Source organism: Shewanella intestini, assembly GCF_018221465.1.
GTDB lineage: Bacteria > Pseudomonadota > Gammaproteobacteria > Enterobacterales > Shewanellaceae > Shewanella > Shewanella intestini.
Window position 1 is genome coordinate 52,132 of record NZ_JAAIKR010000018.1, and the last position, 12,506, is coordinate 64,637.

Annotated in this window: 10 protein-coding genes; 6 read left to right on the plus strand and 4 right to left on the minus strand. The window is 43.9% G+C overall.

Features of this window, described 5'->3' with window-relative positions; genetic code table 11:
- The first annotated feature begins 19 nt into the window (after positions 1–19).
- Complete coding sequence (locus G3R48_RS15300) at positions 20–331, plus strand: GIY-YIG nuclease family protein (RefSeq protein ID WP_153666089.1); 312 nt, start codon at positions 20–22, stop codon at positions 329–331.
- Positions 332–615: 284 nt separating this feature from the next.
- Here the strand turns inward: G3R48_RS15300 and G3R48_RS15305 are convergent, their stop codons facing one another.
- The 4 genes from G3R48_RS15305 to hslR all read right to left on the minus strand — a co-directional run bounded on the left by G3R48_RS15305 (position 616) and on the right by hslR (position 5,864).
- The gene (locus G3R48_RS15305) at positions 616–2,532 is read right to left on the minus strand and encodes a M14 family metallopeptidase (RefSeq protein ID WP_153666090.1); all 1,917 of its coding nucleotides are present in this window, start codon (positions 2,530–2,532) and stop codon (positions 616–618) included.
- Between the two features lie 188 nt (positions 2,533–2,720).
- Positions 2,721–4,265: a phosphoenolpyruvate carboxykinase gene (locus G3R48_RS15310; protein WP_153666091.1), complete on the minus strand. Its 1,545-nt coding sequence runs from the start codon at positions 4,263–4,265 to the stop codon at positions 2,721–2,723.
- A 308-nt stretch (positions 4,266–4,573) separates the two neighbouring features.
- Positions 4,574–5,440 carry an Hsp33 family molecular chaperone HslO gene (hslO, locus tag G3R48_RS15315; protein ID WP_153666092.1) on the minus strand — a complete coding sequence of 289 codons (867 nt, stop codon included), beginning with the start codon at positions 5,438–5,440 and terminating at the stop codon, positions 4,574–4,576.
- A 25-nt stretch (positions 5,441–5,465) separates the two neighbouring features.
- Positions 5,466–5,864 carry a ribosome-associated heat shock protein Hsp15 gene (hslR, locus tag G3R48_RS15320; RefSeq protein WP_153666093.1) on the minus strand — a complete coding sequence of 133 codons (399 nt, stop codon included), beginning with the start codon at positions 5,862–5,864 and terminating at the stop codon, positions 5,466–5,468.
- 263 nt (positions 5,865–6,127) lie between these two features.
- On the opposite strand from hslR, the gene gspC reads away from it, so the two are divergent.
- The 5 genes from gspC (at position 6,128) to gspG (ending at position 12,494) form a co-directional block, all read left to right on the plus strand.
- Positions 6,128–7,048 (plus strand): type II secretion system protein GspC, encoded by a 921-nt coding sequence (gene gspC, locus G3R48_RS15325; RefSeq protein ID WP_153666094.1) that lies wholly within the window; start codon positions 6,128–6,130, stop codon positions 7,046–7,048.
- 23 nt (positions 7,049–7,071) lie between these two features.
- Positions 7,072–9,210, plus strand: a complete 2,139-nt coding sequence (gene gspD, locus G3R48_RS15330) for a type II secretion system secretin GspD (RefSeq protein ID WP_153666095.1) — start codon at positions 7,072–7,074, stop codon at positions 9,208–9,210.
- Positions 9,203–10,759 carry a type II secretion system ATPase GspE gene (gspE, locus tag G3R48_RS15335; protein WP_153666096.1) on the plus strand — a complete coding sequence of 519 codons (1,557 nt, stop codon included), beginning with the start codon at positions 9,203–9,205 and terminating at the stop codon, positions 10,757–10,759. The genes gspD and gspE overlap by 8 nt, the downstream gene beginning before the upstream one ends.
- Positions 10,760–10,762: 3 nt before the next feature.
- A complete protein-coding gene (gspF, locus tag G3R48_RS15340; protein ID WP_153666097.1) occupies positions 10,763–11,995 on the plus strand; it encodes a type II secretion system inner membrane protein GspF in 1,233 nt (410 codons plus the stop codon).
- A 64-nt stretch (positions 11,996–12,059) separates the two neighbouring features.
- Positions 12,060–12,494, plus strand: coding sequence for a type II secretion system major pseudopilin GspG (gene gspG / locus G3R48_RS15345; RefSeq protein WP_153666098.1), 435 nt, complete (start codon positions 12,060–12,062; stop codon positions 12,492–12,494).
- Positions 12,495–12,506 lie beyond the last annotated feature (12 nt).

Below are 12,506 nucleotides of genomic sequence, written 5' to 3' on the forward strand. Positions count from 1 at the left end.
CATGTAGGTTATTCAAGATATGACGCAAAATTCTCATGCTGATGCTTGGTTTGTTTATATGATCAAATGCGCTAATGGTCACCTTTATACGGGGATTACTACCGATGTAGCAAGGCGCTTTAATGAGCACCAATTGGGAGGTAAAAAAGGCGCGAAATACCTTAAAGGCAAAGGGCCACTGACATTGGTTTATAAAGAGCGGCAACATGATAGAAGTGTGGCGACAAAACGTGAGTTAGCGATCAAAAAAATGACTAGAGAACAAAAGCTTGGGATGATTGACTCAAGCAAAAATCTATATATTCCAGCACTAAATGTCCCTAAAAATTAATCGATTATAAGCATGATTGCCCCTATCGTTATGAGTGTTTTTTGTCATCAGTGCTGTAACTTATAGGCTATTTTTGCAGGTTGATTTTGCATTGAACAAGTGTCAACTTTCATCATTAACATCATTTTTAAAGCTGAAAAAGCAGAGTAAATGGGTAATACAAGGCAAGAATTAAACTTAATTAACCTCATTTACAATCTAATAAATTGTCGTTTAATGTTGAGCTGTTGAGAGCTCGGCTACCAAATTATGCTTGATAGCCAAGACTCTCAGGGCAATAAAACCTAGTCTATGCTGCGCATTACCGGATATTGCTGATATTGATTATCATAATATGGGCTGCGTTTGTAGAACCAACTTAAGCGAGCGCGGCTGTCGTTAGCAAAGTCTTTATCTAGTAAGGCTTGTTCAAAATCCGCTTTTAATTGTGGATCTTGCGCTAACATTTTGGCCGCCATGACTTCTACTGCATAATCTTCAATGTATTCAGTACGAGTGAAAATGGTATTAAATTCGCCCCAGTAAAATAACGAATCAGGTGCTTGTGGCTCAAGCAACAGCATTGCTAATTGCCCTAATGGTTGTGCCGTACTGATTTTTACTGTGCCTTTGGGTAAGCGTGTTTTTTCAGTGGTGCGGTTAACCGTTGCGGTTGCGGTTTGGCGGCTTTCATAATCTTTAGCACCAAATTTTACATCCGTTAATTGGTAGTGTTGTAGCATCAAGGTTTTAGGATTTGTTAAGGTTTCTAAGCGGATACCGTGCAATTCTAGGGTGTTAATTGCATGAGTCCATTGCGGTGGAATATAATAGGCCTCAGGACGAGTAACTTGAATGTCAGCTTTAGTATTACCAAGTACTGGTAGCTGTGGATACAACTTAGGTTCACCATTCCAGCGTACAACGTCTTTACCACTAATATTGCTGTGTTCAGTGGTGTAACCAATGCCTTTAAAGTCCCAGCCTTTTGGTTGTAGTTCGCGCTTCCAAGTTAAAGTTAACTTATCTGGGTGCTGATATTTGTCTGAATTAATTGCCGACTTTAATTGGGTGCTGTGCTTAGCCACGGTTTTTAAGGTTTGCTCTAACATCACGTACGTACCCAATACTCGTTGTTTAAACGGCTTGAGACTGTGATTTTCAATCAAAATAGTGGGTAAATGGCGAGCATCACCATAACCGTTTGAATAACGGGCGCTTGGGTTCCACCATGACAGGCCTTTTGACATGTCAGACTTATCAATGGCGAACACTAATGGCCCCGGAATATGGCCTTGCCTAGTGAGTGCCGCTTCCACTTCTGGACGATAAATATTTTCTAACCAGTCAAAGCTGCTTGGGCTGTAGCCTTGTTTCACGTTATAACCGAAGGTGACATCATATTGATAGTCAATGCCGTCCGTTACGTGGACATCAAGATAAAGATCAGGCTGCCAAATATTGATGGTACGGATCAGGTGCTGCATCTCGATGGCATCGGCTTTAGCGTAATCGCGGTTCAAGTTTAAATTAACCGCGGTGGTGCGCCAGCCCATATCAACCGGGCCACGTTGATTAACTCGGTTAAACTTGTCACTGCGCTCGTGACCATCGACACTCAAGATAGGGATAAACAGTAAGTTTACTTTATCGAGCAAACTCGCTTTGGTGCCATGAGTTATATCGCGAAGCAACATCATCCCCGCATCTTTACCGTCAATTTCCCCAGAGTGAATGCCGGCTTGTACTAACACGTTGGGTTTGCGGTTTGTCGATAGTTGCGTGGGCAATGTTGCGCCTTCTTTACTGGCGACAATCATCCAAATATCGCGTCCTTGAGGACTTTTTCCAATACTAGTCATATGCAACATAGGGCTGCTATCGACTAATTTAGTTAACCAAGTGACTGTATCATCATAGTTGGGGCTACTAACGAAACCGTGTTGCTCAAACGGGGTGACCCAAGGCGTGTTTGGCTTATGGAGTAGTTGCTCGCTTGCTCCATGCCAAGGAATGGCTGGGGGTAGAATGACATCATTAATATAGGTGTTAGCGATAACCGCGGCAGAAGAGGGCTCGTGTAGTGTCACATCAATATTTTCAACTGCGTTATCCGCATGTGTGGTTATTGGCGTATCAGTTTGGGCAAATGCGGGTAATGCTTGAGCTGCAAAAATAGCGCTGAGTAATGATAAAACAAGCGGCGAACGTGCCATGGTCATCCCTTACGTGTTGGATAATGAGGCAATATAATAGCCTGCAATTAGCGAAGGTTAAACTCATGCAAGACAAACAGAACAGAATAAAATGTAAGAAAAAACCCTGATTTTACTCAGGGTTTATTCGGTAGCGTTTTTATCGCCATGCGGGTTCAATTATTAACCGAGCTAACGGGGATGATAAAGTATGATTACCCTTTAGGGCCTGCCGCTTTTATGGCATCAGATACATTGTATTTGGCAAAGTTGCTGGCAAACTCTTGCGCAAGTTGTGTGGCATAAGTTTGGTACAGGGCTTTGTCTTGCCAAGTGTTTTGCGGATTGAGCAGTTGCTGGTCCACATTACTTACACTGACAGGTACCGATAAATTTAGTTGTGGTAAATACTCGGTTGCGGTGTCATTTAACTCACCAGACACAATAGCATCGACAATTGCGCGAGTGGTTGGAATATCAAAGCGTTTACCAACGCCATAAGGTCCGCCAGTCCATCCTGTATTCACCAAGTAAACTTTACTGCCAAAGGTTTTAATTCGCTTCATTAACAACTCGGCATATACGCCTGCGGGGCGCGGGAAGAAAGGTGCGCCAAAGCAAGTAGAGAACGTTGATTCAATTGCTGCACTAGAGCCCATTTCTGTTGAGCCGACTTTAGCGGTATAACCTGACAAAAAGTGATAAGCCGCTTGTTCTTTGGTAAGTATAGAGACGGGAGGCAATACACCAGAAACATCACAAGTTAAAAACACCACGGCATTGGGCTCAGCCCCACGATTAGCCTCCACTCGTTGATTGATGTGCTCTAGCGGATAAGCAGCGCGGCTATTTTCAGTTAGGGTTGTGTCGTGATAATCAGGCTGGCGCTGCGCATCAAGCATGACATTTTCAAGTACGGTTCCAAAGCGAATAGCATCCCAGATAACCGGTTCATTTTTTTGGCTAAGGTCGATACATTTCGCGTAACAGCCGCCCTCAATGTTAAATACGCCACCCGGTGCCCAACCGTGTTCGTCATCGCCAATCAATAAGCGTTTGGGATCCGCTGACAAGGTGGTTTTACCGGTACCAGATAAGCCAAAGAATAGTGTGGTGTCGCCATTATGGCCCACGTTAGCCGAGCAATGCATCGGCAGTACACCCTTTGCTGGCAATAAAAAGTTTTGCACCGAAAACATCGATTTCTTCATTTCACCTGCATATTTTAGCCCGGCCAGCAATACTTTACGTTCCGCAAAGTTAATGACTACTACGGCTTCAGAATGAGTGCCGTCACGCTCAGGTGAGCAAACAAACCCCGGTGCATTAATAATTTGCCACGTTGGCTTGTTACCACGATTAAAAGACGATGGCGTAATAAACAGGTTACGAGCAAACACTTGATGCCATGCATATTCAGTTGTGACCTTGACTGGCAGGTAATGTTCGTCATCTGCACCGACTTCGAGTTCTGAGCAAAATAGCGTTTCTTTTTCAGCAAGGTAAGAGTCAACGCGATTCCATAGTGCATCAAATTTACCTGCATCGAATGGGCGGTTGACTTTGCCCCAGTCAATGTCGTTTTCAGTGTTGGGCTCTTTAACAATAAAACGATCCAATGGCGAGCGACCCGTGCGTTGCCCTGTTTTGGCGACCAGCGCACCGTTAGCCGTTAGTTGGCCTTCTTGGCGTAATAATGCCATTTCGATTAATTGAGCAGAGGTAAGGTTAAGGTGAACTCGATTTTGAGCTGCGGCCATCGTGTGATCTCCATGTCATTAGGTCGTTTGTGAACATAGAAAATCTGCCCACAACTGCAATTGTCTAGCCGAGAGTTATTATTTTTTATTGCCTCAGTCTAGGTAGCGCAATTGTAACTTATGTTGCAAGTGTGATGACATACAGTTTGGTAATTTATTTGAAAGTAATTTGTGTTCACGGAATAGTTAGACATAAAAAAAGCATCTAAAAGATGCTTTTAATCGAACTTGTGTGCGTTTTATGTCATTTTATCTGTAGCTGAGATCAAAATGATGCCAAAGCCAGCACATGACTACGGCTCTGTGACTTATTGTGTTGGGGTATCTTGCCCCGCTGGGCTATCAGCAAAAATGGCGGCAACATCAATGGCGTCAAAGGTGTAAGTTGATGAACAGTATTCACAACCCATTTCAATTTTACCGTCTTCAGCGACAATGGTTTCCGCTTCTGCTTGTCCAATGGTGCGGATGGCTGCTGCGGTGCGCGTTCTTGAACAAGTACACTTGAACATCACATCAACAGGATCAAATAAACGCACTTCTTCTTGGTGATACAAACGGTGCAAAATATCCGCCGCAGGTAGTGTAAATAACTCTTCTTGTTTGATGGTTGCCGTTAGAGCAGACAAATGATCAAAGTCATCGTTGTTGTCTTTGTCAGTTGGTAGCACTTGCAATAACATACCGGCAGCGTGTTTACCGTCAGCAAATAATTGAATTTGCGTAGGTAACTGCTCTGATTGATTGAAATACTCTTCAAGACAGGCTGCTAAATTAGCATGCTCAAGTGACACAATACCTTGGTAACGCTCACCTTCATCAGGTGTTAGCGTGATCACCATGTAACCTTTACCGAATAACTCGTTTAGGCTGGCAGTATCAGCAAGTTCACCTGTCCAACGGGCTACGCCCCGTAACGCTTGTTGATTATTACCATTGATCACTGCAACGCTAACAGGGCCATCGCCTTGTAATTGCACACTAATGTCACCAGAAAACTTAATTGTGGCAGACAACAGCGAAGTCGCAGCAAATAATTCACCTAGGATCACTTGCAGTGCGACAGGGTAATCATGTGCTGATAATATTGCTTGATAGCTGTCTTGTAACTGAACGATTTCACCGCGAACGTCAGCATTGTCAAATAGATAACGGTGTAGTGTGTCTTTGTTCATTATATATCTCGTATTTGGGATGTCTTTAAAGTGATTTAAAGCGCAAAATTTGGCGTCGTTGTTTTTTATCCGGCTTGTTTTCTGGCGCCGGATTATTGAGAATATTGAGGCGACGTGCTTCGGCATTAAACACGCGCTTATTCTCGCTCTCAGTCGTCTCAGTGTAGAGTGTTTGGGCAATCGCCGCTTTTTGGCGATGCTCCGAAAGCTTATCGATGATGACTTCTTTGTCATCAAATCCTTGACGTACTCGTATTACTGCGCCAACTTCAGCTTGTTTGCTGGTTTTAACTCTTTGACCATTGTAGTGAACTTTGCCACCATTGATCATGTCTTTAGCTAAGGCGCGTGTTTTATAAAATCTTGCCGCCCACAACCATTTATCTAATCTCACTTTGAGCTCATTTGAGGTATTTTCACTCATAATTTCTCCTAAAATAAGGGGGAGTTCACAAGCTGAGTCATTTGATGGTCATACTTTTGGGGCATAATCGCAAAAACAGCCGTGGCGCATAGCGTTTTTAGGCGCGCAAAGTTAACATATTTTGTTCAAACTCGCCAATCAATCAATAGATGTGGCTTGTTGCATAACGTTGTGTAGGTTAGCATGAGAAGTTACTGCTAAAAAATGTGACAATAATATAAGAGATCTTATCCTTCATGTTTGTAATTGAAAGTAAATAATTTATGGATTTACTCGATAAACTGACCGTTAAAGCGGCTGGTGTTCCGCAAAAACCGCTTAGTAATATGCTTTTTGGGCTTGGGGTCATCATTGCATTATTACTTGCCGCTCAAATCACTTGGAAGTTAATTCCCGTGCCGACAGATCAATCTGTGTGGCGGCCTAGCGCTGTGTCCAGTCATCACAATAACGACGGCATTGATTTAAACAAAGTGCATCAACTGGCATTGTTTGGTGATGCAAACAAACAGCCAACCAAGCCGAAAGTACAAGAAGTGGTGCAAATTACAGACGCGCCGAAAACTAACTTGTCGATTCAATTAACGGGTGTGGTTGCCTCGACGGCAGAAACCAAAGGTTTAGCAATTATCGATTTACGTGGCACTCAGGACACTTATGGCTTAGGCGATAAAATTAAGGGTACCTCAGCGTCATTAAAAGAAGTTTATGCAGACCGCATTATTATTACTAACGGCGGGCGTTATGAAACACTGATGCTCGACGGATTAAAATACAACACCAACAGCACGGCAAATCAGTCGCTTCAAGAAGCCAAAAGCAAGCAACAAGTTAAGAAACTTGATAAACGCGATAATGCTGCTTTTTCAAAGACATTATCTGAATCACGCGCTGCTATTATGGCTGACCCAAGCAAAATTACCGATTTTATTGCTATCTCTCCGGTGAGAAAAGGCCAAGAGATAGACGGTTATCGTTTAAATCCAGGTAAAGACATCGCTATGTTTAGAGCGGCAGGATTTAAAGCCAACGATTTAGCGAAAAGTATTAATGGATACGACTTGACTGATATGGGTCAAGGGTTAGAGATAATGTCGCAATTACCAGAATTAACCGAAATGTCAGTCATGGTCGAACGTGATGGGCAATTAGTCGAAATCATGTTTAGTTTGCCAGAACAATAACTGGTAGTAGGGGATTGAGTAAAATGAAAAACACAGGTATTCGACGCAAGTTACTTGCAGGGTTGATTGCAGGCGTAGCAATGTTTGCATCACAACCTACTTGGTCGGAACAGTATGCAGCCAACTTTAAAGGGACTGACATACAAGAGTTTATTAATATTGTTGGTAAAAATCTTAATAAAACCATCATTGTGGACCCTACTGTGCGTGGCAAAATTAATGTCCGCAGTTACGACCTGCTTGATGATGCGCAGTATTACCAGTTTTTCCAAAACGTGCTGCAAGTTTATGGTTATGCCGTTGTCGAAATGGACAACAACATCATCAAAGTCATTAAAGATAAAGACGCCAAAACCGCATCTATCCGCGTTGCTGACGATCACAAACCCGGTCTTGGCGATGAAATGGTGACGCGCATTGTGGCGTTATATAACACCGAAGCAAAACAGCTTGCACCGTTATTACGTCAACTTAACGATAATGCTGGTGGCGGTAACGTAGTGAACTACGACCCATCGAATGTATTGATGATCACTGGCCGCGCAGTGGTAGTGAATAAGTTGGTAGAAATTGTTCGTCGTGTAGACAAACAAGGTGATACAGAGACTCAAGTCGTGTCGTTACAATACGCCTCTGCTGGCGAAATTGTGCGTATTATTGATACCCTTTATCGTGCGAATGCTAAGCAAGCACAATTACCGGGCCAAGCTCCTAAAGTGGTTGCCGACGAACGTATTAACTCGGTGATTGTTAGCGGTGATGAAAAAAGTCGTCAACGCGTGGTTAAACTGATTAAACGCTTAGATGCTGAACAAGCTAGCACGGGTAACACCAAAGTACGTTACTTACGTTATGCCAAAGCAGAAGATTTAGTTGAAGTCCTAACTGGGTTTGCTAAAAAACTAGAAAATACTGACTCAAGCTCAAGCCAACAAGGCAGTGGCGGTAAACGTCGCAGTGAAATTACCATCATGGCGCACAAAGACACCAATGCATTGGTGATTAGCGCAGAGCCGGATCAACTTCGCACCATTGAAAATGTGATTAACCAATTAGATATTCGCCGTGCGCAAGTATTAGTCGAAGCCATTATTGTTGAAGTAGCCGAAGGCGATGACGTTGGGTTTGGTATTCAATGGGCATCAAAAGCCGGTGGGGGTACTCAGTTTAATAACTTAGGCCCAACGATTGGTGAAATTGGCGCGGGTATTTGGCAAGCGCAAGATCAAGAAGGCACTAAAGTGTGTTCTGATAATGGTACTTGTACCGAAAACCCCGATACCAAAGGTGACGTAACTTTATTGGCGCAAGCATTAGGTAAGGTGAACGGTATGGCTTGGGGCGTAGCAATGGGTGACTTTGGCGCGCTGATTCAAGCTGTGTCGAGTGATACCACATCAAACGTACTGGCAACCCCTTCAATTACAACGCTAGATAACCAAGAAGCCTCATTTATTGTGGGTGACGAAGTGCCGATTTTAACCGGCGCACAAAACTCCAGTAACGGTAACAGTAACCCATTCCAAACCGTTGAACGTAAAGAAGTGGGTGTCAAACTAAAAGTTGTACCGCAAATTAACGAAGGTAATTCAGTTAAATTGGCCATTGAGCAAGAAGTCTCTGGTATTAACGGTAAAACGGGGGTCGACGTGACTTTCGCGACACGTCGTTTAACGACAACTGTAATGGCTGATTCTGGTCAAATTGTGGTGCTAGGTGGCTTAATTAACGAAGAAGTGCAAGAAAGTGAACAAAAAGTCCCATTTTTAGGCGACTTACCGATTATCGGTCACTTATTTAAATCATCTTCAAGCGGTAAGAAAAAGAAAAACTTAATGATTTTCATCCGTCCAACCATTATTCGTGATGGTATTACCATGGAAGGCGTAGCGGGTCGTAAATATAACTACTTCCGCGCATTACAACTTGAGCAGCGTGAACGTGGCGTGAACTTAATGCCTGATACTCAAGTCCCTGTATTAGACGAATGGAACCAATCAGAACACCTACCTGATGCCGTTAACGACGTCTTAGACCGTTACAAAGAAGGCAAAGGCTTAGAAACCAGTAAACGTAAGAGCAACGCAACCCTGCGCGCCATTGAAGAAAATAAACACCCAGAAACGCAAGACGACAGTAAAGATGGTAGCCAAGATGAGTGAACCCAAAGAAACTGAAGCGTTAGCACAAGTTTCCACAGAACTTGCTATGGAAGCGGAAGGCGATGAAGTCTTCCACTCCCACAGTAAAGATCAGCTTCCTTTTGCGTTTTCGCATCGTTTTAATTTGGTATTAACCAAAGAAGATGACCAAGCCGTTTTGTATTACACCGACGACACGCCTATCAACGCCATGTTGGAAGTGCGTCGCTATACTGGCACAGATTTAACCGTGACTAAGCTGGATAATCACTTGTTCGAAGCCAAGCTTACTGAAACATTCCAAGCCAATTCTTCACAAGCACAGCAGCTTATGGAAGATATTGGTAATGAAATGGATCTGTTTACTTTGGCGGAAGAACTGCCGCAAACAGAAGACCTGCTTGAAGGTGATGACGACGCGCCAATCATTAAATTGATTAACGCCTTATTGTCTGAAGCCATTAAAGAAGAAGCATCCGATATTCACGTTGAAACCTACGAGAAACAATTAATCGTACGTTTTCGTGTTGACGGGGTGCTTAAAGAGGTCTTAAAGCCAAACCGTAAGCTGTCGTCACTGTTAGTTTCACGGATTAAGGTGATGGCGCGTTTGGACATTGCTGAAAAACGTGTACCGCAAGATGGGCGCATTTCACTGCGTATTGCTGGCCGCGCTGTCGATGTGCGTGTGTCGACGATGCCATCAAGTCACGGCGAACGTGTGGTAATGCGTTTACTTGATAAAAATACCGGTAATTTAGATTTAAAACAGTTGGGGATGACTGCGGATATCCGCGACCAATTTGACCAATTAATTCGAAAGCCACATGGCATTATTTTGGTGACAGGGCCAACAGGTTCGGGTAAAAGTACCACTTTATATGCGGGCTTAACCGAGATTAACTCTAGAGACACCAACATCTTAACTGTTGAAGACCCAATTGAGTATGAACTTGAAGGCATCGGCCAAACGCAAGTGAATACCAAGGTTGATATGACCTTTGCCCGCGGACTTCGCGCTATTTTGCGTCAAGATCCAGATGTGGTGATGATTGGTGAGATCCGTGACTTAGAAACCGCACACATTGCCGTGCAGGCATCTTTAACTGGCCACATGGTCATATCAACCCTGCATACCAATACCGCTTCAGGCGCTATCACCCGTTTACAAGACATGGGGGTCGAGCCATTTTTGGTATCATCAAGTTTGTTAGGCGTGTTAGCCCAGCGGCTGATCCGTACCTTATGCCCTGACTGTAAAGAAGCGCGAGAACCCGACGAACGTGAACGAGACCTACTAGGCATTACCGCTAATGACACCCGTAAAATTTATCGTGCCAAAGGATGTAAGTCTTGTGGCAATAATGGCTACCGCGGCCGTACAGGTATTCACGAACTATTAACGGTAGATGATAATGTGCGCGAGCTCATTCATGGCGGTAAAGGTGAGCTAGCGATTGAGAAATATATTCGCACAGCCGTGCCAAGTATTCGCCATGATGGCATGAGTAAAGTCCTTACCGGTGTAACCACGCTGGAAGAAGTCTTACGTGTGACTCGCGAGGAATAATCAATGGCAGCGTTTGAATACAAAGCACTTGATAAAAAAGGTAAGCAGACCAAAGGTGCAGTAGAAGCCGACACCGCAAGACACGCGCGTAGTCAGTTACGTGACCAAGGCTTAATGCCGATTGAAATCCATCAAGTTAACGATAAAGAAGCACAAGCTGCTAAATCAGGCTTTAGCTTTGGTTCTATGTTTAAACAACGGATCTCAGTGGCTGAGCTCGCACTCATTACCCGCCAAATTGCCACGCTAGTTGCCGCTGGTCTTCCTATTGAAGAAGCCTTAAAAGCGGTCGGGCAACAGTCAGAAAAAGCCCGTTTAGGCAGTATGATCATGGCTGTTCGTTCACGGGTTGTTGAAGGTTATAGCCTTGCAGATTCGATGGCGGAATTTCCACATGTGTTTGACGATTTATATCGTGCAATGGTGGCATCAGGCGAAAAGTCGGGGCATTTAGAAGTGGTGTTAAACCGCCTAGCTGATTACACCGAACGTCGCCAACAGTTAAAGTCTAAATTAACCCAAGCCATGATTTACCCTATTGTACTGACCGTGGTAGCCATTGGGGTTATTGCGGTATTACTTGCTGCTGTTGTGCCTAAAGTTGTTGGCCAGTTTGAACATATGGGGCAAGAGTTACCCGGCACGACTCAGTTTTTGATCCTTGCGTCAGATTTTGTACAAGATTATGGCATTGTGGTACTTGGGGTGGTTTTCGTCCTAGTCGCTATCTTTAAACGACTATTGAAAAAGCCCGAACTGCGAATGAAATACGATACGTTATTACTGACATTGCCTGTCGTGGGGAAAGTCAGTAAAGGGTTAAATACGGCGCGTTTTGCACGCACACTCAGTATTTTGTCTGCCAGCTCAGTGCCGCTGCTTGACGGTATGCGCATTGCCAGTGAAGTATTACAAAACGTAAAAGTACGTGCTTCGGTCGATGAAGCCACATCACGAGTGCGTGAAGGGAGTAGTTTAGGCGCAGCGTTAACGCAAACGAAACTTTTTCCCGCCATGATGCTCTATATGATTGCATCGGGTGAAAAAAGTGGCCAGTTAGAGAGTATGCTTGAGCGCGCCGCGGATAACCAAGACCAAGAGTTTGAATCAAACGTGAATATAGCTTTAGGTGTATTTGAACCCATGTTGGTAGTAAGTATGGCGTCAGTGGTGCTATTTATCGTGATGGCAATTTTACAACCTATTCTAGAGCTTAATAATTTAGTGAGTGGCTAAGCGTTAGTGAGCGCCAACCCGCTCCAGCATATCAACCAAGTAAGTGGTAAAGAGGAAAGAGTTAATGCAAGCAAATAACAAACAACGTGGTTTCACCTTACTTGAAGTGATGGTCGTGATCGTGATTTTAGGTATTTTAGCATCGATGGTCGTGCCTAACTTAATGGGTAACAAAGACAAAGCCGATCAACAAAAAGCCGTTTCAGACATTGTCGCCTTAGAAAATGCTTTAGACATGTACCGTTTAGATAACGGCGTGTACCCAACCACTGAGCAAGGCTTAGATGCATTAACTCAAAAGCCATCTTCGTCACCAGAACCACGCAATTACCGTGATGGCGGTTATGTAAAACGTTTACCACAAGACCCTTGGCGTAATGACTACATGTTGTTAAGCCCTGGCGAAAATGGTCGCATTGATATTTTCTCAGCAGGTCCTGACTTACAAGCTGGCACCGAAGATGATATTGGTAACTGGAACTTGCAAAGCTTCCAATAACACCCTGCGTGC